3 protein-coding genes are annotated in these 25,235 nt (G+C 59.1%); all 3 read right to left on the bottom strand.

Translation table 11 applies throughout. The annotated features are described in order from the left end of the window. Positions 1–48: 48 nt before the first annotated feature. The 3 genes from SH661x_RS15975 to SH661x_RS15965 all read right to left on the bottom strand — a co-directional run bounded on the left by SH661x_RS15975 (position 49) and on the right by SH661x_RS15965 (position 24,995). A complete protein-coding gene (locus SH661x_RS15975; RefSeq protein WP_437223380.1) occupies positions 49–2,070 on the bottom strand; it encodes a TolC family protein in 2,022 nt (673 codons plus the stop codon). 405 nt (positions 2,071–2,475) lie between these two features. Beyond that, on the bottom strand, positions 2,476–8,271 hold the full coding sequence (locus SH661x_RS15970; RefSeq protein ID WP_437223378.1) for a protein kinase domain-containing protein: 5,796 nt from the start codon (positions 8,269–8,271) through the stop codon (positions 2,476–2,478). 80 nt (positions 8,272–8,351) lie between these two features. Continuing rightward, positions 8,352–24,995 carry a hypothetical protein gene (locus tag SH661x_RS15965; protein ID WP_437223375.1) on the bottom strand — a complete coding sequence of 5,548 codons (16,644 nt, stop codon included), beginning with the start codon at positions 24,993–24,995 and terminating at the stop codon, positions 8,352–8,354. Positions 24,996–25,235: the final 240 nt, after the last annotated feature.

Below are 25,235 nucleotides of genomic sequence, written 5' to 3'. Positions count from 1 at the left end.
AAATCCTGAATCGCCTGCACATGATAGACCAAACTGGTCAAGCGAACATCATTTCTCGATGAACTCAAACCGGGAGTCGCTCCAGGTTTCCATCCAGCTGGGGTTGTTCGGATCGAGGGAGGTCTCATCGAGCACTGGGTCGGGATCCACCACTTCCGTCTTATCGGCCACAGTCACGACCGTGGCCTGAGTCGGCTGGACTTCGGCCTGAGCCGTCTGGGCGGACGGAAGCGAGACGGACATGCCGGAACTGGAAAGAGCGACGTTGTTGGCTTCCAGCAGCGAGCCCTTTTCGTAGTGAATGTTCTTCAGCGCGATCGCGTATTCGACCCGCGCCTGGAAGTAGTGGGTCTGAGCTTCCGTCATCCGCCGCTGGGCGTCGAACACCTGATCCAGGTTGACTGGCAGTCCTGCATTCCGGCTGGCTTCGAGGGCATCGACCGCATCCCGGGCTGCCAGATAGCGATTCAGATTCGTTTCCATCTGCTCGTAGGCCCGAGTCGTTTCCGCGACCATCACTCCCAGGTCGTGCACCACCTGTCGTTCCTGTTCCTTCAAAATCGCGCGGGCCCGGGCAATCATGAACTCAGCGTTCTCAACGGCAGCATGTGCCTGACGGAATCCGACCGGCAGCGAGAACTCCATCCCCACAATCCACTCGCGGTTGGTGAATTCGGACATCTGTTCCAGAGCCGATCCCAGATCTCCGGCAGCACTGGGAGTGCTGCCGCCCGCGTACTTGTGTCCCATGCCGCGAACCCGGTATTTGGCGACCATGTCCAGCTGGGGGCTGAGGAAGTTACGGGCAGCGATCAGTTCCAGTTCACGGCGTTTCACCACGAGTCTCTGTTCGTTCAGCTCAGGACGTCGCCGCAGCGACTCACCGACGATCGTGTGCCAGTCGAAGACGACGGGAGCTGTCTCGGGTTCTTCGATGGGACGAAGCAGTTCGTGTTCGGTGATCGGAAGGCCGATCATCAGCCGCAGTCGACGCTCGGCCAGCTGAACCCCGTTGGTCCCGCGGAAAACGCCTCCTCCAGCCCCGTTCCCCACCTGTGTCCGCTGCCCGGCGCGGCCGGTGATGGAATCTTTCAGTTCAGCCTGAAAGCGATAGAACTGCTCGCGGGCGAGTGCTTCGGAAACTCCCCCCTGCAGGCTGGCGGTCTGCATGGCCTGAAAGGCCTGCCAGGTTTCACGGCTCTTTTCGAAGGCAATCTGCTTGGCATCCAGATCGCGGTAGGCGTAGTACAGGTCCCAGTAGGAATTGATCACTTCGCTGATGAAGTTACGGACGTTCTTTTCGAAATCAGCTGCATTGATGTCGTTGTTGACCTTGGCGATCAGAACCCCGTTATAGACACCGGGGATCGCACCGGGACCGGCAATGCGGTTGAAGGTCAATCCCGCCCCCTGCAGCAGCGGCTGCCGGATTTCGGCTTCGATCTGATTCTGCCAGATGCTGGAGTACAGGTTTGCCGGGGCGTTGTTGGAGTCGTAGTCGATCATGTTCCGCAGCGAGAGCACGGCACCGGTCGCAGTCGGTTTGCTGATCTGAGTCAGATAGTCGTTCGCATCCTGATTAAAGAAGTTCGTGCCGCCGCCGAAGAATTCGTTGTTGAACATCTGGTGGTTGTCACGGACGTTCGCATTCGCGTCGAACTGGGCGTCGAAGGCGCTCAGAGCGGCTTCAATTCCGAAACGGGGATCGGTTTCCTGCAGGGCGAGCTGATACGTCGTGGAAACCGTCTCCGGTGCCCGCAGAACCGTGGCCCCCAGGTCACGCAGCACCTGTGAGTTCGTCATGGCGATCATGACCGCTTCCGAGAGCGTCAGATCCCGATACGACTGCGGGCGATCCTGTGAAACATCCAGCAGCGTGTGGGGTTCCAGCAGGGGATCTTCGATCAGGGCGGGCTCCATGCGCTCGTCGACCCGGCACATGATCGCGTTCACCTGGTCGGTATTATTCCCGATGGTTTCCGCGTAATTGGGAGCGGTTGAGCAGCCGGGAATCATGGCCCCACCCAACAGCGCGATCGCCCCGATGGCCAAACGCCATCCGGGTCTCATGCTTTCCGAGGAAGGTGACCACACCAGAAACATGCGATTCAGCCCGAAACCCTTGGAGCGGCCAACTCTGCCGCAGTGACGGAATAATCCATACAGTCCCCCTGACCGATTTCATCGTATCACTGCATGTATCGAACAAAGTCGGGGGGGATGATGAGTAGGAGATGCCCCCAGTCTGCAGATTGCTCCGGTTATTCCGAAAATGGAGACTGGGTGGTTTGGGAAGAGTGGAAGGCTGGCAAAACTGGAAGTGCCAGCGAAACTGAGAGGGATTGAACCCGCTGAGGCCGCGGGCGTCTGGTCAAGTTCGGAAAGCCAGGAGTGCAGGCCGTTTCGGCCGTTGAGAAGTGCTCTCGCGACTCATCAAATTCACTAAACAAGTTGCGGTCCGTCCGCCACCGGCGGCTATGGATTCAACACCGTCGGCCAGAGGATGACGTCCCCGTCCAGTCCAGCGGACATCAGCAACCGGTTGTCATCCGTCATATCGACAGCGGTGACCCCGAGGGTGTGGCTGCGCAGGACCAGCAGTTCGCGCGGCGCGACCGCTTCTTCCAGATTCTCGATGCGGGGATCCCAAATCCGCACAAGCATGTCGCGACTGGCGGAAACGATTCGCAGGTTTGCCGGGTTCGGGGAAGAGATGAAATCGATATCGGAAATCTCATCCGCATGTCCGCTGAATTTGCGAACCAGTCGGGCGGATGACTGGTCGTCAGCCAGGCGCCACAGGCGGGCCACTCGGTCTTTCGATCCGACAACCACCCACTTCTTGTCATCGCTGATCGCACCGCACAGCGCATCGGAAGTGTTCTCGCCATCTGTCAGGACGAGCGGGGTTCCCTGTCCATCGGTCCTCCAGACTTTCGCGAATCCTCCTTCTCCCACCGCCAGGATCAGTTCACCATCTTCAGAGAAGCAGACCCGTTGAATGCGAGGCCCTTCGGCAAAGTTTCGAACTTCTTCGACTGTGGCGGTCTCCGGGTGCCAGTCCCAGAGCTTGATTTTTCCGTCATCACCGGCGGTCAGCAGAAGGTAACTTCCCGGGACAGGAGAGAACGCCACGGAACGAACCGGTCCTTCGTGTGGAAATTCCATCTGTGCCATCGTCTTCTGGGAGGTCACGTCCCAGATCTTCACCGTCCTGCTCGAGGTGGCGACGTATCGGCCGTCTGAGGAAAAGCTTGCTTGCGTCACAGCGGAATGAGGGCGATAACTTCGCAGATGTCCGAGAGTCTGCAGGTCCCACAGGAAGACAGCATCGCCGTTTAATGTGAAGATCTGGCCGGGGGGACCTTGCAAGGCGACTTCTGCCGCCGCGAGCTTCGCTGGGAAGGCAACCCCTCGAACCAGTTCGGGGCCCACCTCGGGAAGAATCTTCCAGACCTTCAGGAAGCTGCGTCGTTGCTGTGTGTCGACGAGTGTGCTGTAGGCCAGAGAATTCCCTGCAAACCGGATCGAACGGATTTCCCGTTTGCGTTCCGGCTGATCCCCGGATGCGTTTCGCTGATTGCTTTCTTCGTCCACGGTGATTGACGTCGACTGCCCACTTCCAATCGCCAGATTCCACAGCAGCAGGCGTGTGCGCGTTTCCGATTCTCCGGGGATCTGAGTGACCGTCATCAGCTGTCGTCCGTTGGGAGCGAGTGAGAGATCGGTGACAAACCCGTCATGCTTCAAGTTTTCGAGCACTTCTCTAGTCGCGACCTTCACCCGCGAGACGCTGCGATTATCGCCGGCGATGAAGAGTTCCGTCCCATCACCGGTGAACGCTGCAGCATTCAGGCGCGAGCCGGCGTGCTGACGGAGGGTCGACCCGATCTGCTGTCCCGATTCCGCATCCCAGAGAATCCCCATTCCCTGACGGTCGCCGGTGAACAGTCGTCGGCCGTCGGCAGAGATGGCGAATGCGGTAACGGTGTCCTGATGGCCATTCAGTTTCCAGCGAGGATTCCGTTCCGGGTGTCCTTGTTCATTGAGTGCCCAGACGAGTGCCCGGGCGTCCGGCTGACTGCTGCCGGTGAGGACGAGTTGACCATTGGGAGAGATGGCGAATGATGTATTCAGACCGGTCCCGACAATCGAACTGATTTCAATCGCTCGAGGGACATTCCAGATCCGGATAATGCCATCTGCCCCGCCGACAAACAGTCGTGAGTTGTCAGCGGTCGTCTGCATTGAAAGAGAAATGAATTCTCCCCCTTCCACGAGAGCGCCGGGAGAATGGGGTGCCCCTTCCGCAGCGGGTTCATCCCGCAGGTCGGCGATCTGTCGAATCTCCTGACGCACGGGATCGATCTCGAGGACGCGTGCTGTGTGGTCGCGACTGGAAGTGACGATGCGCGTCCCAGTCCGGTCGAAGGAGGCTGATAGAATCTCATCGTTATGAGCGGTGAACTGATTCTCCGCGGAAGTGGATTCTTCACGGTAGACCATGACTTCATTAGAGGTCGCGAGGTCCCAGGAGAGCAGACCGCCGCTGCCGGCGGACATCAGAGTTCGCGGACGTGCGGGAGAGAAGTCGACACTGCGAACGGGTCCCCCCTGTCCGCGAAGCGTCTGTGCCAGCCGTCCCGTTTCCACATTCCAGACCTTCAGCGTTAGATCATTCGATGCGGAGACGAGCCAGCGTCCATCGGGGCTGAATCGGATTTTCTGAACCGCATCCCGATGGCCCAGATGACTCTGTCCAGAAGCCGTATCGCGACGAAGATCGTGGCTGAGTGCAGGGTCGCTGAGTTCCCGGACTTTCGGGTCTGTGGCAACAGGTTGAGTGGACTGCCCCGTTCGCAGCTTTGCGACCGCGCTGGAAATCCGGTCGTGATAATCGAGCTGCCCGATCTGTTGCCAGTTCCAGACGAGGATGCGTCCGGACTGGTCGGCGGAAGCGACCGTCTGCCCATCCGGATGGAACGCCACCGAAAGGACCGGTGCCCCATGGGCGAGCAGATCTGCCACCCGCGTGAATTGTTCCTGGCCTGCTTCCGGGGCAATCCGCCAGACAACGACCCGACCGTTACGAAGATCCGAAACTGCCGCCGCGACAAGCCACCCTTGCCCGCGCGGAAGTTCGACGGCATCCAGATCGAGAATAGAAGCCAGATTCCAGCAGACTCCCACTTCCTGGCCGGAGGTCACATCCCACATTCGGATCGTGGAGTCCTGTGAACCTGACAGCAGAAGGTTGCCGGTGAGAAACTGAACGACATGAATCGCAGGGCCGGATGCGCCGTAAAGGTCCTTTCGCTGCAATGTTCCCCGAATCTGTCCGGACTGCCGGTCGACCAGACGGATGGCTCCATCGGCCCCGGCTGCGGCGATCTGCCGTTCGTCTGGCGAGAACGCTGCTGCCACCGTGGCGACGGGGAGAGCCAGGCGGCGGGAGACGTGATCCCCCTGAGGCTGAATCGAAACGAGTTCGAGAGCCCCATCGTCGTAAGTGGCCAGTGCCAGTTGCCCGGATGAACTGAATCGAATGTGTCTTCCATCAACCGGGACTTCTGCCGTGGAGGAGTGTCGACGGGCGCGATTGGCTTCGTACCAGAGTCGCTGCCATTCCCAGGCCAGCGGCTGGTCTGGCGCACGGGCTTCCCGAATGGAATTCAGGATCTGATATGCCTGTCCGTGCTGGTTCTGATCGAGATAACTTCGAGCTTGACTGATGGCGGATGCGTAGTTCACATAAGCCGCGTCCGCTTCTGCCCGTGCAGCGTCGGCAGCGGCTTTGATGGCGGCTGCCTGAGCCACTTCGACCTTGGCGACGGTATCGTTCAACTTCGTCTGCGCCAGCTTGAGGGTGCTGTTCACCATTTCGACTTGAGAGGCCGCCTCGGCGATCTTCAGATCCGCGGTTTCCTGGGCCTGTTTGATCTTCGCTCCAGCTTCTTTCTGAGCCAGAACGACTTTCTCCTGTGCAGCGTGGAGCTCCTGCTGCTTGACAGCGACATTGCTTTCCAACGTCTGGACGGTTGCCTTTGCCGCCTTGATTGTCTGGTTCGCTTTATCGATCGTGCCGACGGCTTCAGTGAGTTGCTGGTTGGTCTGGAAAATGGTCCAGGACATCCCGCCCCCACCGATGAAGATGATCAGCAGTAATCCCGCCGCCACCCGTCGAAAGGCAGCCAGACGTGAACGACGGAGACTGCGTTCCGTCTGTCCGTGCTTCAACTGGGCCAGCATCGGCTGGAACTCGGACTCGTTCTCGTTCAGCAGCGAGAGTCCCAGATCAAAATCTTCTTTGCGGCAGGCCGATTCCGCATACGCCAGCCGGGCCTGAATGGCTCCCTGCCGGGCAGTCGAGTTTTCTTCCCAGAGCTCAAGCGCCTGTTCGTATCCGAAGACGGCACGGGCGTAATCCCCGTATTCGTCCGTTTCCCGCGCGCGCTCGACATCCTCGGCAGCCCGCTTCGAGAGATTGATACTTTCGGTATGCGAACGGTAGCTGCGGATGGCCGCCTGCATCTCCTGAACGGACTGATACCGATCCGACGGCTGCTTCGCCATCGACTTCATGGCGATGTTGTACAGCTCTCCCTGCTTCTCCGCAGGAACCGGATCGATGATGTTCTCAACAGCAGCCCGCAGGCACTGGCTGACCCCCTTGCCTGAATGAGGCGGGTGTCCCGAGATCATCTGGTACAGCACGGCTCCCAGAAGATAGATGTCGCTGGCCCGGCCGATCCGGGAAATGGGACCGATTGCCAGTTCCGGCGCCATGTATGCAGGAGATCCACCCAGGCTGGTGACCTGCCGCACGGTCCCCAGCTTGCGAAACTCGGCAGTCGGAACCGCCAGTCCCCAGTCCATCAACATCACCGCGCCGAACTCGCCCAGCATGACGTTTTCAGGCTTGATGTCCCGGTGAACGACTCCGCGGGAGTGTGCGAACGCCACGGCGTCCATGACTTTCAACAGGATGTCGAGGTTGTCGTCCAGTGACTTCGAATCGATGACCTTATCCCAGGGGGTCCCTTCGACTCGCTTCATCGAATAGAACAGGTCCCCTTCATGCGTCTTCGCGACGTCGTAAATGGGAACGATGTTCGGGTGATCCAGATCGCCGGTGACGACCGCTTCAGAGAGAAATTGTTCCCGTTTGAGCTTCTGAGCTGCTCCAAACCGACCAGTCGATCGATACCGCTCTCGATCCGATGGGGCAATCGTCTGAATGACCTTGATGGCAACAGTTCGATCCAGAGACGCCTGTCGCGCCTCATAGACCACTCCCATTCCGCCCCGTCCGAGGACTCGCAGAATTTCGTAGTCGGGATGCAGACCGGACTCTTCGAACTTATCCGAACGCTCATGCAGACGCCTGCTGAGAAGCAGCAGGTTGCTTTCCATGGCGGGCCCGCCGACCTGGACGGAATCGTCGACGTCAGACATCCTCGTCCGGGACTGTTCCTGACTCTTTGCAGAAACCTGTTCCCAGATCTTCCGTTCCTGTTCATCCAGGACGTCCATGTTGATCGTGCGTGAATCGACTGTCTGCGACCCGGGACGCACGTCGGGATGACTGTCGACCACGTAGGTGCGGTCATTCTCATCACTGGGGGATCGGCCGGAAGACGGATCTCCAAAAGTGTCGGACTGCACCGTCCGCAAATTCAACGGATCGTCGATGATCTCGCTGTCCATAACGAACGTGCGATCATTGACATCCTCGGAAGGCGCCTTCGCTGGACCGACTTCAATCAGCTGAGAATCAGCGGTTCTGATGTTGTCTGGATCATCGAAGATCTGGCTTTCCAGAACGACAGTCCCGCCATTGTCGTGGTTGTCGATCTCCGCAGAAGCCTGTTCGATGACCTGAGAATCGGCCGTGTTTGAGCCGTCTTCTCCATCCTCCTCGTCAATGAGTTCACTCTCGTTCACGTAGGTGCGGCTGTTATCCACGGAGGAGGACGGCGGCGCAGACTCCGCCGCGTTTTCATTGGGAATGAAGACCGTCCCGCTGTTGTCGTGGTCGTCGATCTCCGCAGACGCCTGTCCGATGACCTGAGAATCGGCCGTGTTTGAACCGTCTTCTTCATTCTCCTCGTCAATGAGTTCACTCTCGTTCACGTAGGTGCGGCTGTTGTCCACTGAGGAGGACAGCGGCGCAGCGTCAGCATCGGACTCTTCTTCATGAGGAATGAAGACCGTTCCGCTGAAGTCGTCCGACGACTCGTTTGGCGATTTCTCGTCTTTCTCAGATGCCATGCCCCTCACCCGCTCCACACACTGATCGAAATTTCTCTTTTGGCCGCCGCCCTGATTCCTCAATTGATTTGACTGCGTTCTTATTCGTCCGCACCACGCTTCAAACGCCGCATCAAACGTCCTGTCGCTGAGAAACTGGAAGGCTCCTGCTGTTGGCGGCGAATTCGACGCAGGAACCCGGTGATGCCCAGGAACCCGGGGACAGCTGCAGCACTGAGTGGCACCGGCTCTTCAAGTTCCTCACTCTGTTCTTCGAGACTGCGGCTTGCAGCCTCGACGTCGCCCTGAACGGCAAGTTCTCCTCCGTTCTTCTGCTGAGCAACTTCCAACTCTGAGGAAGTTGTCGGGACCGAAGAGAGATTCACGTCTGCGGCTGGGCTGGCGTCTGTTGTTGCAGGTTCGCTGGTTGTTGCTTCCGCAGCGTTCTTAAGTTGTTCGGTGATGTCCTCAAGCTTCAACTGACCACCGTCCAGGATCTCGCCTCCGGGCACGACCGGCTGACCCTGACGGATGTCGAACTTCAGAATCGAGCGTTCATTTCCCTCTCCGAGCACGTAGTCGATTCCGTACTGCCCATCCGGCAGCTGGCGGAACAGCTGATTCAACCGGTCTCCGGAGAGAATGTCGTCCGGCAGCCGCTCGGGCGGAGCCAGTGGTGCGGTGGCATTCGGGTCCGGCGAGATGGCTTTGATCTGGAAATACTCATCCCGGAAGTAAAGGTTCGTCGACGAAACCGGAATCGAGTGGACCACCTGCTGAGCAGGAGAAACAAACGAGATCGGAGCAGTCGCCGGAGCGGGCGGGGCATCTGTCGGAAAGACTTCGTCCCGAATCACGAACAATTCGCGGGGAGGGATGATCGGAGGCACCCGGAACGACTGAATACCGGAGTCCAGCATCTCTGCCGACTGCATGGTGTTAATCGCGTCCACGGTATCCGTGAACTGCACGGGATCTACCGTTCCACCTGACTGGATGTTCGCCAGTGTCGCCCCCAGCAGCGAAGCGGGATCGATGGGGACGTCGTCGTTGGGGCCCTGCAGGTGATTGCTGCTGGTCAGCAGGCTGAGTTCTCCATCGAGCTTCCCGGTCGCTGCTCCGTTAAGCGTATTCGCGAGGATCACAATCGACGGGTCGTGGGATACCGTGAATCGCACCTGCAGCGGATCCGTGGAGTTGACACGGCCATTCCCGTTGGCAGTCTGCACATCGGAAATCGTGTAAATATGGCTCAGATTGAGCTGGGATTCCCCGTCGAGCCCTTCCAGACTTCCGTTTGCAGCGGTCTGGTTGTTGTAGTCTGAGCCTTCATATCGCTTGCTTCCCAGATCGCCCCAGTCGATATGAATTTCGAGTCCGTTCTCACCCGCTGTCCCCGATCCGAGTTTGACCTGAAAAGATCCGCGATAATCGTTTCCGGCTGCGACCAGATCCGGGTTTCCTCCGGTGAGGTTATCGATCGTGGGAATTGGGGTCCGGACTGTTCCTCCGTCCGTGCCGTTGTAGGTGGTGATCTGCGACGTGGCACTGTCGAATTCAAAATTGCCGGTTGCAATCAGCACAATGGCCCCGCGGTCACCGGCTGCCCCGACAGCTGAGATCTGGGCATGCGGCTGGAAGATGAGATCCGCAGGGCTACCCCCGTTGATGTTGCCAGCCTGAAGCAGAATCCGGCCAGCACTGGTCGAAGAACTGCTCGCTGCACCGCCGGCGATAATCTCTTCATCTCCGCGACGATCAGGGCCGTCATTGGCCGGATTGGTATCGACGATCGTGATGTTGCCGACAGCTCGAATCTGAATTCGCCCGTCGGTCGTTTCGATCCGTTCATCATCAGTGGCCGCGTCTGAGGAAGCCAGTCGAATATCGTCCGACTCCTCGATCAGGATGTCTCCTTTCCCACTGACGAAGGCCGACAGATCGTTGACCGACGTATACAAATTGACTCCCGAAGCGGAGATCGTCAGCAGGTCGTCGGCAGTGATATTCACCTGCGTTGTCGGGCCGACGCGCGTGATTGCTCCCGTCTGGGAAATGAGAATGACGTCTCCGTGAAGGGCCCCCGCATTGACCGTCTGAACTGCGATGTTCCCCGTCTGGCTGGTGAGGGTGATGTCGTTGGCATCCGCATCGGTCTGGGAGACGACGCTCGTCGCGGTGATGTTCCCCCCAGCGATCACCCCGATGCTGCCATTGGCGGTCTTGACGTCGGTGAGGGTCACCGCGTTGGTCTCGGTGATCTGGATGGGGCCTGTTCCGTTCACCTGTGCGGTGAGGGTGTTGATCGTCGTCCCCAGGTTGATCCCCGAGCCGGAAGTGGCGTTGAGATCATCTGCAATCAGATGAGGCCCGCCCCCGATCGAGCTGATCGTGCCGGCAGCGTTCAGGATCACGTCTCCATTGGTGGTTCCTGCGTTGACGCTCTGAACTGCGATGTTCCCCGTCTGGCTGGTGAGGGTGATGTCGTTGACATCGGCATCGGTCTGGGAGACGACGCTGGTGGCGGTGATGTTCCCCCCAGCGATCACCCCGATGCTGCCATTGGCGGTCTTGACGTCGGTGAGGGTCACCGCGTTGGTCTCGGTGATCTGGATGGGGCCTGTTCCGTTCACCTGTGCGGTGAGGGTGTTGATCGTCGTCCCCAGGTTGATCCCCGAGCCGGAAGTGGCGTTGAGATCATCTGCAATCAGATGAGGCCCGCCCCCGATCGAGCTGATCGTGCCGGCAGCGTTCAGGATCACGTCTCCATTGGTGGTTCCTGCGTTGACGCTCTGAACTGCGATGTTCCCCGTCTGGCTGGTGAGGGTGATGTCGTTGACATCGGCATCGGTCTGGGAGACGACGCTCGTCGCGGTGATGTTCCCGCCAGCGATCACCCCGATACTGCCGTTGGCGGTCTTGACGTCGGTGAGGGTCACCGCGTTGGTCTCGGTGATCTGGATGGGGCCTGTTCCGTTCACCTGTGCGGTGAGGGTGTTGATCGTCGTCCCCAGGTTGATCCCCGAGCCGGAAGTGGCGTTGAGATCATCTGCAATCAGATGAGGCCCGCCCCCGATCGAGCTGATCGTGCCGGCAGCGTTCAGGATCACGTCTCCATTGGTGGTTCCTGCGTTGACGCTCTGAACTGCGATGTTCCCCGTCTGGCTGGTGAGGGTGATGTCGTTGGCATCCGCATCGGTCTGGGAGACGACGCTCGTCGCGGTGATGTTCCCGCCAGCGATCACCCCGATACTGCCGTTGGCGGTCTTGACGTCGGTGAGGGTCACCGCGTTGGTCTCGGTGATCTGGATGGGGCCTGTTCCGTTCACCTGTGCGGTGAGGGTGTTGATCGTCGTCCCCAGGTTGATCCCCGAGCCGGAAGTGGCGTTGAGATCATCTGCAATCAGATGAGGCCCGCCCCCGATCGAGCTGATCGTGCCGGCAGCGTTCAGGATCACGTCTCCATTGGTGGTTCCTGCGTTGACGCTCTGAACTGCGATGTTCCCCGTCTGGCTGGTGAGGGTGATGTCGTTGGCATCCGCATCGGTCTGGGAGACGACGCTCGTCGCGGTGATGTTCCCGCCAGCGATCACCCCGATACTGCCGTTGGCGGTCTTGACGTCGGTGAGGGTCACCGCGTTGGTCTCGGTGATCTGGATGGGGCCTGTTCCGTTCACCTGTGCGGTGAGGGTGTTGATCGTCGTCCCCAGGTTGATCCCCGAGCCGGAAGTGGCGTTGAGATCATCTGCAATCAGATGAGGCCCGCCCCCGATCGAGCTGATCGTGCCGGCAGCGTTCAGGATCACGTCTCCATTGGTGGTTCCTGCGTTGACGCTCTGAACTGCGATGTTCCCCGTCTGGCTGGTGAGGGTGATGTCGTTGACATCGGCATCGGTCTGGGAGACGACGCTGGTGGCGGTGATGTTCCCCCCAGCGATCACCCCGATGCTGCCATTGGCGGTCTTGACGTCAGTCAGCGTGATGGCATTGGTCTCGGTGATCTGGATCGCCCCAGCCCCGGTGATCTGCGCGGTGAGGGTGTTGATCGTCGTTCCCAAGTTGATCCCTGAGCCGGAAGTGGCGTTGAGGTCATCCGCAATCAGATGAGGTCCGACCCCGATCGAGCTGATCGTCCCGGCAGCGTTCAGGATCACGTCTCCATTCACCGTTCCAGCATTGACGCTCTGAACCGCGATGTTGCCGGTCTGGCTGGTGAGGGTGATGTCGTTGGCGTCGGCATCGGTCTGGGAGACCACGCTGGTGGCGGTAATGTTCCCCCCAGCGATCACCCCGATGCTGCCATTGGCGGTCTTGACGTCGGTCAGCGTGATGGCATTGGTCTCGGTGATCTGGATCGCCCCAGCCCCGGTGATCTGCGCGGTGAGGGTGTTGATCGTCGTTCCCAAGTTGATCCCTGAGCCGGAAGTGGCGTTGAGGTCATCCGCAATCAGATGAGGTCCGACCCCGATCGAGCTGATCGTCCCGGCAGCGTTCAGGATCACGTCTCCATTCACCGTTCCAGCATTGACGCTCTGAACCGCGATGTTGCCGGTCTGGCTGGTGAGGGTGATGTCGTTGGCGTCGGCATCGGTCTGGGAGACCACGCTGGTGGCGGTAATGTTCCCCCCAGCGATCACCCCGATGCTGCCGTTCGCGGTCTTGACGTCAGTCAGCGTGACCGCATTGGTCTCGGTGATCTGGATCGCCCCAGCCCCGGTGACCTGTGCGGTGAGGGTGTTGATCGTCGTCCCCAGGTTGATCCCCGAACCGGAAGTGGCGTTGAGATCATCTGCAATCAGATGAGGACCGCCCCCGATCGAGCTGATCGTCCCGGCAGCCTTGAGGATCACATCGCCATTCACAGTTCCTGCATTGACGCTCTGAACCGCGATGTTGCCGGTCTGGCTGGTGAGGGTGATGTCGTTGGCATCCGCATCGGTCTGGGAGACGACGCTCGTCGCGGTGATGTTCCCCCCAGCGATCACCCCGATCCTGCCATTGGCGGTCTTGACGTCGGTGAGGGTGATGGCGTTGGTCTCGGTGATCTGGATGGGGCCTGTTCCGTTCACATGTGCGGTGAGGGTGTTGATCGTCGTCCCCAGGTTGATCCCCGAACCGGAAGTGGCGTTGAGATCATCTGCAATCAGATGAGGACCGCCCCCGATCGAGCTGATCGTCCCGGCAGCCTTGAGGATCACATCGCCATTCACAGTTCCTGCGTTGACGCTCTGAACCGCGATGTTGCCGGTCTGGCTGGTGAGGGTGATGTCGTTGGCATCCGCATCGGTCTGGGAGACGACGCTCGTCGCGGTGATGTTCCCCCCAGCGATCACCCCGATCCTGCCATTGGCGGTCTTGACGTCGGTGAGGGTGATGGCGTTGGTCTCGGTGATCTGGATGGGGCCTGTTCCGTTCACATGTGCGGTGAGGGTGTTGATCGTCGTCCCCAGGTTGATCCCCGAACCGGAAGTGGCGTTGAGATCATCTGCAATCAGATGAGGCCCGCCCCCGATCGAGCTGATCGTCCCGGCAGCCTTGAGGATCACATCGCCATTCACAGTTCCTGCGTTGACGCTCTGAACCGCGATGTTGCCGGTCTGGCTGGTGAGGGTGATGTCGTTGGCATCCGCATCGGTCTGGGAGACGACGCTCGTCGCGGTGATGTTCCCCCCAGCGATCACCCCGATCCTGCCATTGGCGGTCTTGACGTCGGTGAGGGTGATGGCGTTGGTCTCGGTGATCTGGATGGGGCCTGTTCCGTTCACATGTGCGGTGAGGGTGTTGATCGTCGTCCCCAGGTTGATCCCCGAGCCGGCGGTGGCACTCAGGTCATCTGCAATCAGATGCGGACCGCCCCCGATCGAGCTGATCGTGCCGGCAGCGTTCAGGATCACATCTCCGTTCAACGTTCCCGCATTGACGCTCTGAACCGCGATGTTCCCCGTCTGGCTGGTGAGGGTGATGTCGTTGGCATCCGCATCGGTCTGTGAGACGACGCTGGTGGCGGTGATGTTGCCCCCAGCGATCACTCCGATACTGCCGTTGGCGGTCTTGACGTCGGTGAGGGTGATGTCATCCGAAACGGAAATCTGAATCCCACCGGTACCGGTAATTTCTGCTGCCAGATTGGCGAGGTTCATCTCCAGAGCATCGCCTTCACCAATGCCGGTGGCAGCTTTGAGAACAACCAGTGAATCGACGTGGGGCGACTGGATGTTCATCGACGGGCCATTTCCGTCGATAATGGCGCCGTTTTGGCTGGTCACCATGACCGCAGCGTCGGCAGGAGTATTGCTCTGGCTGTTCGTGCTCAGCAGTCCCAGCGTAATATCCCCTTGAGCTTTCAGTTGGATGGTGCCCGAATCGGAAAGTATTTCGGCCCCGTCGGCCATCAACAGGGATCCCTGATCCGCATTGATGGTGACATTTCCTGAGGTGGTTGTCACATCGCCATCAGCACCGAAGGTGACGTCATTGCCTGCATCGAGTGTGATGTCTCCTTCGTCAGATTGAATCTGACTCTGAATGGAGAGATTGGAGGTGGCTCCCTGGGCATCCAGGGTGACGGTCCCGACGCCTGCTGCCTTGACCGCGATTGCATTTCCATGATCGACGAGAAGATCCCCTGACGTTGTGGCAACCGCGATATTTCCGTCGCCTGTCGTCTGCAGCAGGCCCTTCAATTCGATTCCGGTCTTCGCATCGAGAGTGATCTCTCCGGCCCCGCCTGTCTCCACAATGCCCCCATCGTGAATGTGGAGGGTTCCATCCTTGGCGATGATTGAAATGTTCCCGGACTGCGAAAGTAAGTCTCCATGTCCGTTCACCAGCACGTTCTGATCAGCCGTCAATTCGATCCGGTTCAGCGTTGAACGAACCTCGCTGCGGATGTTCAGATCTGCGCCGGTTCCTTGAGCAGTCAGAACGACAGTACCGACCCCGCCGGCGTGAATCGCGGTGGAATTGCCGTTGTCGACGGTGATATCCCCGGCCGTGGTGGTGACGGAGATGTTTCCGTTTCCGGTCGTTTCGAGCAGTCCGTTGAGTTGAACGCCGTCCACCGCCTGAACGGTGATTTTTCCACTGCTTCCAGATTTGATGGTGCGGCCGTCCAGCACTTTCACGCTGCCCGCCTGTGCGGTGATGTCGATGTTCCCAGCCTGACTGGTCACATCTCCATACTTGTCCAGAGTGACGCTGTCTGCCGCCTGAAGCGAGATCTCCCGGAACGCAGACTGTACTTGACTTCGCACCAGAAGATCGGACCCTGTTCCCTGTGCATTGAGGGTGACTGTCCCCACGCCGGCCGCACTGATCGCGACAGCGTTCCCGTTGTCGACGGTGATGTCCCCTGCGGTGGTAGTGACGGAGATGTTCCCGTTTCCGGTCGTTTCGAGCAGTCCGTTGAGTTGAACGCCGTCCACCGCCTGAACGGTGATTTTTCCACTGCTTCCAGATTTGATGGTGCGGCCGTCCAGCACTTTCACGCTGCCCGCCTGTGCGGTGATGTCGATGTTCCCAGCCTGACTGGTGACATCTCCATACTTGTCCAGAATGACGCTGTCTGCTGCCTGCAGCGAGATCCCCCGGAACGCAGACTGTACTTGACTTCGCACCAGAACATCGGACCCTGTTCCCTGTGCATTGAGGGTGACTGTCCCCACGCCGGCCGCACTGATCGCGATAGCGTTCCCGTTGTCGACGGTGATGCCTCCGGCGGATGTGGTGACGGAGATGTTTCCGTTTCCGGTCGTTTCGAGCAGCCCGTTGAGTTGAACGCCGTCCACCGCCTGAACGGTGATTTTTCCACTGCTTCCAGATTTGATGGTGCGGCCGTCCAGCACTTTCACGCTGCCCGCTTGTGCAGTGATGTCGATGTTCCCAGCCTGACTGGTCACATCTCCATACTTGTCCAGAGTCACGTTGTCCGCTGCCTGCAGCGAGATCTCCCGGGACGCAGACTGCACCTGGCTGCGGACCAGCAGATCGGATCCTGTTCCCTGAGCATTCAGGGTGACTGACCCGACGCCGGCCGATTTAATCGCGGCAGCGTTTCCATTGTCGACCGTGATACCCCCTGCGGTGGTAGTGACGGAAATGTTTCCGTTCCCGGTTGTTTCGAGGAGTCCGTTCAGTTGAACGCCGTCCACCGCCTGAACGGTAATCTTTCCGTTGCTTCCGGTTTGGACGGTGCGGCCGTCGAGCACTTTGACGCTGCCCGCTTGTGCAGTGATGTCGATGTTCCCAGCCTGACTGGTCACATCTCCATACTTGTCCAGAGTCACGTTGTCCGCTGCCTGCAGCGAGATCCCGCGTAACGCGGATTGCACCTGGCTGCGGACCAGAAGATCGGACCCCGTCCCCTGAGCATTGAGAGTGACCGTTCCGACGCCGGCCGACTTGATCGCGACGGCGTTTCCGTTGTCGACGGTGATGCCTCCGGCGGATGTGGTGACGGAGATGTTTCCGTTTCCGGTCGTTTCGAGCAGCCCGTTGAGTTGAACGCCATCAACTGCCTCAACGGTGATGTGACCACTGCTTTCAGTCCGGACGGTGCGTCCATCCAGCACTTTGACGCTGCCAGCCAGTGCGGTGATGCCGATGTTCCCAGCCTGACTGGTGACGTCTCCATACTTGTCCAGAGTCACGCTGTCTGCTGCCTGCAGCGAGATCCCCCCGGACGCGGATTGCACCTGGCTGCGGATTAGCAGATCGGATCCGGTCCCCTGAGCGTTCAGGGTGACTGTTCCCACTCCGGTTGTTTGAACAACGACTGTGTTTCCGTTGTCGACGGTAATATCGCCATCGACAGTTGTCAGCGAGACGTTTCCATTTCCGGCCAGTTGCCAAAGATTCACGACGAGGACGTCGTCGGTTTCCAGAAGTTGAACGTTTCCGCTGGTGGAGTTGATGACGTCCAGAATGGTGGACTGAATCTCGAGGGGGTTCCCAGCGGTTGTCGCGATGCCGGTTGCAGATCGCAGAGTGGTGATTGCATTTTGACCACCTGCGTTGATATTCAGAGCGTCCCCATTGGCATCCTGAATTGACCCCGCAGTGCTGGTAACGGTGACTGCTGCGATGGGATTGACGGCATCACTTCGTGTAGAAACCAGTTCTCCCAGCGTGACGGTTCCCTGCGCCTGGAGTGTGATTTGACCCGCCCCAGCGTTGATTTTGGTCCCGTCGGCCATCTGCAGAGTGCCTGCTGTGGCGGTGACATTGACGTTACCTCCCAGGCTGGCCACATCTCCGTCCGCTCCGAACGTCACGTTTCGTGCAGCTGACAGATCGATCTGTCCCCCTTCGGAGGAAACCGCGCCTTGGACATTGAGATCGGTCGTCGATCCCGAAGCTCCGAGCGTGATCCTTCCGGTGCCACGGGACTGTACTGAAGCAACGCCGGGAGTTGTGTTTTCGACGGTGATCGTTCCGTTTGCGAGGAGTTCGATCTGGCCCGTGGAAGTTTCCTGGACAAGCTTCACGACAGAGACGCTGTCAGTCTCTTTGAGTCGAATGTCCCCGGTCTGGCCGTTTGTGACGGAGAGGCGATTGACGTTGATTTCGAGCGCGGTGTCCGAAGGATCTGACGGACTGGCGGCGCCGATTCCTGAACCGGCAGAAAGAGTTGTCAGGGAGTTAGATGTGGTCGCTTCGATGTTGAGTGCGGAGCCGTTGCCATCGAGGATGGCGCCGCCCGCAGTGATCGTCACTGCAGATCCGTTGCCCCGCGAGCTGCGCAGATACCCGAGAGTGACGTCGCCTTGAGTTGCATTCAGAGTGATTTCGGAACCGGACCGAACCTCCGTTCCATTGCTCATCTCGATGTCACCCGTGGTGGATGTAACCGAGATGGCGCCGGTGGAACCTGCCGTCGTGAGGTCCCCCTGATCCCCCAGAATGACATCGCCGTCGGCAAGGAGGGTGATCGTTCCGTTCGAGGTGGCCACTCCGCTGTTCAGAGTGACTTTGGAATTGGTTCCCTGAGCCTGAAGTAAGACATTGCCGTTGAACTTTGCTTCGACAGCAGTGGTCCCCGCGGGTGGAACCTGCCCGTTGTCGACGGTGATTGAACCGTTCTGGGTCACGAGCGAAATGTTCCCGCTCCCGCCGGACTGCTTCAGGGCCGTTACGAGAATCCCATCGGCTTCGGTAATCTGAATGTTCCCGGAAGATCCGTTCGTCGCAGAGATCGTATCGACTGCGGTATTGAGAAGGATTCCGGAACCGGCTGTCGCGGTCAGCCCGGCGGCGGTGACCAGCTGCGAGCCCGCGGCGCTGATGGCCCCTGCAGCCTGGAAAATTGCGTTCTGAGCCGTGGTCACACTGCCATTGGCGTCGAGCGTGAGATGCCGCCCCGCCTGAAGTGTGATCGTCCCGTTCTCGGTCTTGATCCGGTCCTGGACGAAAAGATCGGAGAGTGCGCCGGTCGACTGGAGTTTGATACTCCCCGTTCCATGCGTCTGCACTGCAGTGGCGTCAGTCGGAGAATCGACGGTGATCGTTCCAGCCAGGGAAGTCAGCTCGATCGATCCGTTGCCGGCCGCGTTGGTCTGCTGAAGATTCAGAATGGTGATCGCATTGACTTCCTGCAGACGAATATCACCGCTGGTGGAGTTCGCTGCATCGAGCTGGCTCAGATCAACTTCGAGTGTGTCTGTCGAACCGATGCCGGTCGCAGCCCGGAGTTTTGTGACGGCACTGGAACTGGCTGCAACGATGTTGACCGCGGCGTCATTGCCGTCGACGATCGCGCCGTTCTGGCTGGTGATGGAAACCGCGTTGGCGGTGGCATTGGTCGTTCGCACTTCACCGAGTGTCACCTGATCTGCGGCCGATACAGTGACCGTCCCGGTCCCGGCGTTGAAGACAGTCCCGTTAGCCATCTGAATCTCACCGTTCGTCGCGGTGACAGAGAGGTCGCCAGTGGTGCTGGTCAAATCGCCATGCGGTCCGAACAGAGCATCTCCGCTTGCGATCAGCGTCACAGCGCCATTCACCGTTGAGATTTTGCTCTGCACGCTGAGATCCGAACCGGTCCCTTGAGCCTCCAGGTTGACCGTTCCTGTCCCGTACGTCTGGACGGCAACGACGGTATTGCTGCCGTTGTTGACGGTGAGCGATCCGTCGAGAGTCTTCAGATTGATGCTTCCGTTTCCGGCGGTGCTGGTCTGACGCAGAGTCTGAACCGTGAGGTCATTGGCCTCTTCGATCCAGATGTCACCAGACGTTCCTGAATTCGTGGCGACAAGATTGGCGAGGTCGACCCGCAGCGGGTCATTCAGAGCACCAATTCCGGTGGCAGCGCTGAGCGTGGTGACGGCATTCGCCGAATCGGCGAGGATGTTTAAGAGTGCGTTGTTACCGTCATCCAGAATCGAGCCGTTCTGGCTGGTGACCCGGACTGCACTCGAGGTGTCGTTCGATGTGGCCAGATGCCCCAGGGTGACGTTCCCGGCCGCCCGCAGGGCAATCGAGCCTGTGCCGGCTTTGATGGAGCTGGTTCCCTGCATGTCCAGCGCGCCGTTCAGGGCGGTGGCGATCACAGCGCCGCTTTGGCTGGCGATGGCAGCTCCATTGCCAAAGGTAACGTTGTTGTCCGCATGGAGCGAAATCGAACCTGCCTCGGAAGCGACACCGCTCAGCACATGGAGATTGCTGGTGGAGAGAGCCGATTGATTGGCCTCCAGAAAGATGGTGCCAGTTCCGTGGCTTTGGACAGCCACCGCTGCCGGGCTCCCGGCATCCACAGTAATGGACCCGTTGACGGTGGTCAGAGTGATGTTGCCGGACCCGGTCGTCTGCTTCATCGCTTTGACAGTGACGTTGTCCGTTTCCTTGATCTGGATGTCCCCGCTGGTCGAGTTGACCGCGGAGATCGTCCCCACAGTCGTGTTGAGCAGTGTAATGCCTGTCGACGCCTGAGCGACAAGATCATCAGCGACAACATGCACTCCACCGGCTGCCCCTTTGATTTCCTTCCCGGCGGTGAGGTGGACATCGCCCGCGGTCGAGGCCTGTCCGGTTGAGGTGAACTCAAGGTTGTCCTCAGCCTCGAGGGTGACGTTCCCATCGACGGCGATGATCTTTCCTTGAACGATAAGATCTGAAGTGCTGCCCGTCGCTGTCAGTTGAACCGTTCCACTCCCTTGAGTCTGAACGGCATTAGGGCTCGTATTTGCGATGATGATCGTCCCGGCAGCGGTCAGAGCAATGTTCCCGGTGGCGGTTACTCCGGTTTGACGCAGGATGAGGATCGTCACGTCATTCGATTCAGCAATCGAGATCTCCCCGCTGGTGGAGTTCGTCGCGATCAGTCGCGAGACGTCCGTGCGGACCGATTGACCGGAACTGCCAATCCCGGTGGCTGCACTGAGTGTCGTCACGGCGGAAGCTTCCGTTGCAGAGATGTTCGGCGATGCCCCCGCAAGCCCCACAATACTGCCGGACTGACTGGTGATGGTGACGGCACCGGCAGTGTTGTTGCCGGTTTTGACTTCCCCCAGCGTGACGTTTTGTGAGGCCAGAATCGAGATCGTGCTGGTCTGCGCTTCAACGGCCGCAGTCGCTTTCCCTGCTGTGATGGAACCGTTCAGGGCAGTCAACTCGATGTTTCCGGAGCCTGCTGTCTGTTTGACCTGAACGATGGTGACATCGTCGCTCTCAGCGATCCGAACGTTTCCAGTGGTCGAATTGAGGACGTCGAGATAGCTGGAATTCACTTCCAGCATGTTCGCCGCGCCAATCCCGTTGGCGGCCCGGAGAAGTGTCCCGGCGTTGGCTCCATTGGCGTCGATATTGAGATCCGCTCCGTTGGCATCGAGGATGGCGCCCTGATGACTGTAGACCCAGACCGCTTCCGCAGTCGCCTTTCCGCTTTTGAGTAATCCGAGCGTCACATCTCCTTGGGCCTGAATCTGAACCGTTTGATTGACGGAGTGGACTACAGTGCCGTTGGCCATGGTCACGGCCCCTTCGGCGTAGACCTCAATCTCTCCTCCTTGGGTTGTCACGTCTCCGTCAGCACCGAAACTGACATTCTGCCCTGCTTCGAGGTCGATCTTTCCATTGGTCGTTTCAATTCCGCTTTGGACAACCAGATTGGACGTGCCTCCCTGGGCCGTGATCGTGACACTGCCATTCCCTGTCTGGACAACAACGGTATTCCCGTTGTTCACGGTGATCGTCCCGTTCCCCACGAGACTGATATTGCCGGCGGCCGATTGTTTCAGATTCAGCAGGGTGATTGCATTGGACTCGATCAGCTCGATATTCCCGGAACTCGAGTTGACGGCATCGAGTTTCGTCAGATCGACTTCCAGTGCGTTTCCGTTTCCGATTCCGTGCACGGCCCGCAGGGTCGTCACGCCACTTGCGTTTGTGGAAACAATGTTCAGAGCGTCGCCATTCCCGTCCACCAGAGATCCGTATTCGCTCGTCACCGAGATCGCACTTGCGGTGGGATTGGAGGAGGAGAGCTTCCCCAGCGTGACATCGCCGGCCGCTTTCACCGCGATCGTACCGCTGCCGGCATTGATCTCCGTGGCGCTGTTCATGTTCACAACGCCGGCGTTTGATGTGACGGACACTGCCCCGGACGTGCTGGTAATATCTCCGTCCGCGCCGAAGTGAATGTCGTCGACGGTCGTCAGCGTGATGGCACCGCTGCTCGACTTGATTCCGCTGTTCACGAAAATGATTCCGGTCGGGTCGAGGGCACTGAGCGTGATCGTGCCGTTGCCAGCGGTCTCGATGCCAGTGGCGGTCCCGTTGTCGACGCGAATTTTGCCTGCCGTCGATTCGACATTGATGTTGCGGCCGGAACTCTTGAGCAGCCCTACTTCAATGTCACCGTCAGCCTTCAGGGTGATGGCCCCGCCGGCGTTGATTTCGGTCCCATCGTGCATCACGATCTCGCCGTTCACTGACGTCACCTGGACGTGGGCCGTCGTGCCTGTACTGGTGGTTGTCACATCTCCCTTCTCGCCAAACTTGATATCGTCATCGGCTGTCAGGGTGACTGCTCCCACGCCTGCCTGAATTCCGGCATCGACAAGGATCTGCCCGCCGCTCCCCTGCGCGAGCAGTGTGACTGTCCCGCTGCTCGAGGTTTCGATTCCGAGGGCTGCCCCGTTATCCAGATAGATATTGCCGCCAGTCGATTCCACGTTGATGGAACGTCCTGAACTCTTCAGCAGACCGACTTCGACATTCCCGGCCGCTTTCACGGTGATATTCCCACCGGCATTGATCGCTGCCTCATCGTGCATCCCCACAGCTCCATGGGATGATGTCACCGAGACATGCGCCGCTGTGCCGGTGCTGCTGGTTGTCAGATCGCCGTCTTTGCCGAACTTGATATTGTCGTCGGCCGCGATCGTGATCGTGCCTGTGGCAGTTTGAATTCCCCCTTCGACGAGAATCTGCCCACCAGTTCCCTGGGCTCGCAGCGACACTGTCCCAGTCCCGGTCGTTTCGATGGACAGGGCCAAGCCGTTATCGATGTTGATGTCCCCGGTTGTCGATTCCACATTGATCGAGCGACCTGAACTCTTCAGCAGCCCCAGGTCGATGTCTCCCGCGGCATTCACGGTGATGTTTCCACCAGCATTGATCTCGGCGTTGTCGTGCATCTCCACGGAGCTATTCGTCGAGGTGACCGTAACATGCGCAGAAATGCCTGCGGCGCTCGTCGTGATGTCACCACGTTCGCCGAGCGTGACCTTGTCGTCTGCAGTCAGCGTGACTGCCCCGTTCACTGCAGAAATCCCGCTGTTCACAACCAGCTGCGAACCAGTCCCCTGCGCGTCGAGAAGAACCGAGCCGGATCCCTGAGCGGAGACCGCTGTGGAATCAGGAGGGGCAAGTCCGTTATCGACGGTGATGGTGCCGTTGGTCGCAATCAGCGACAGGTTGCCGGACCCCGCCAGCTGCTTCAAAGCTTCGATCCGAACGGAATCGGTTTCGGTAATCAGGACGTTTCCACTCGTCGAGTTCGTGATGTGCAGCCGGATGGTGCTGACTTCCAGCCGGTTGGAAGCGCCGATTCCGGTTGCCGCACTGAGTGTTGTTAACGCATCTTTGCCGTTGGCTTCGATGTTCAAGGCGGTGTCATTGGCGTCGAGGATCCCCCCGGTCACGCTGACCACTTTGATCGCTTCCCCATTCCCCTTGAGGCTTTTGAGAAGGCCAAGCGTTGCGTTTCCGGTCGCCAGAATCTCGATCTTCCCGGTTCCCGAATCGATCGTGAGACCGTTCGCCATGTTGAGGGCGCGGCCTGAAGTGACCGTGACATCTCCTCCGGAGCTGGTGATATTGCCAAAAGCGTTCTGCACAACGTCCCGGCCAGCGGACAGAGAGATGGCCCCCCCATTCGATGCCACACCGCTCTGCAGAGTCAGGTCCGAAGACGCCCCCTGAGCGTCGATGGTGATCTGCCCGGTGCCACCCGTCTGGATGACGATCGAATTTCCGTCATTCACCGTGACGGTGCCGCTTGCGATCAGGCTGATATTTCCGGCCGCCGCCTGCTTGAGGTTCAGAACGGTGATCGCGTTGGTTTCCGTCAACTGAATATCGCCGCTGGTGGAGTTGACGGCGTCCAGCTTGGAGAGATTCACTTCCAGCGCATTTCCCGCGCCGATGCCTGTTGCAGCACGCAGCGTCGTCACCGCATTGGCATTGGACGTGACAATGTTCAGATCGTCCCCGTTGCCGTCGATGATCGCGCCGGTCTGACTTGTGATCGACACCGCATTGGCAGTGGTATTCGTTGTCGTCAGGAGTGCGATCGTGACGTCTTCATTGGCTTTCAGGAGAATCGACTGATTCCCCGTGTTGACGGTTCCCTCGATCTTGATGCTTTTAGCACTGGTGATCGAGACGGCGCCGTTCGTCGTGGTGATCGCCCCGACGACGTGGGTGGACCCAGCGCTGTCGATGGTCACTCCGCCTCCCCGCACGGTGACACTGGAGTCCAGCTGGACATCGTTTCCGGTGACGTTCAGTCCCAGAAGATTGGTCGTGCCGCCAATGGCGTCCTGAAAAGTGACGTTTCCCGCGGCGCCTGTTCCGGCAGAACCGGCGTTGACCGTCAAGGATCGGTTGATCGCGCCATTGACCGTTCCCCCGAATGTGACGTCCCCAGCATCCAAAGTGGGATCCGCATTAGTCGTGGTTACGACGATATTCTGAGTGCTGGAGAGCGTGACAGCCCCGTTCAGCTCCACATCTTTGCCATTGGTGGTCAGATTGCCGTTGAGGTTGATTGCGCTGGCTTCGACAGAGAGGTCAGCGTTGACTGCCCCGCTTGCCCCGACACCCAGGGCCTGCAGGACCACCTGCAGGTTGTTGTTCGCGCTGTCGACAATCTGTAACTGGTCGTTCAGGGCGCTTTTGAGGATGTAAAGGGTGTCCCCAGCGTTCGTGGAGACTCCGGCAATGTCGCTTCCAAGCCATTTGCCCCCGTTCAATTTGAACGCGTAAACGTCTTCAGCCCCCGCTGACCCGGCATCGACGTCGTACTTCGCTTCGCTGACGTTGACGGAAGTGCTCGATCCATCAAACTGGTTCAGGACGAGTTCGCCGCCGGTCATGGCGAAACTGGCGTCGAGGACGATCCGCTCTTCCAGGCGGCGGACCCCGATTTGCGCTTGATGTCGGTGCCGGCTGGAAAGCGGTCGGGATTGGCCAGATCCAGAAAACCAGTTTCTGAGAAGTGCCCAGATCTTGTGAAAGAGATCCATAAAGAATGAATCCTGATACCCTGTTCAGGGTTGGGGTTCGGGCTTCAACCTGAAAAGCCAGGTTTCCTCTGCAAATCCAATAAAGCGAACGTATCGCATTGATTCGAGTGAACATTCTCACCCGGACCAGAAAACTCTGCCACTCTTGCCCAGTTGACCGCAAATTCTAACTGATCGCTTCCATTGTTTGCCATAATCGGCCTCCAAGGAAGCACGTTGCGGAAAATTTGCGTTGTTCCA

The sequence above is a fragment of the Planctomicrobium stercoris genome (genome assembly GCF_051465655.1).
GTDB lineage: Bacteria > Planctomycetota > Planctomycetia > Planctomycetales > Planctomycetaceae > Planctomicrobium.
Note: the sequence above shows the minus strand (reverse complement) of the source record. Positions and strands in the feature narration are given on the sequence as shown.

Bases quoted from the DNA above. Each gene is read 5' to 3' on its own strand.
- SH661x_RS15975 (WP_437223380.1), bottom strand. From the start codon at position 2,070: ATGAGACCCGGATGGCGTTTGGCCATCGGGGCGATCGCGCTGTTGGGT.
- SH661x_RS15965 (WP_437223375.1), bottom strand. From the start codon at position 24,995: ATGGATCTCTTTCACAAGATCTGGGCACTTCTCAGAAACTGGTTTTCT.
- SH661x_RS15970 (WP_437223378.1), bottom strand. From the start codon at position 8,271: ATGGCATCTGAGAAAGACGAGAAATCGCCAAACGAGTCGTCGGACGAC.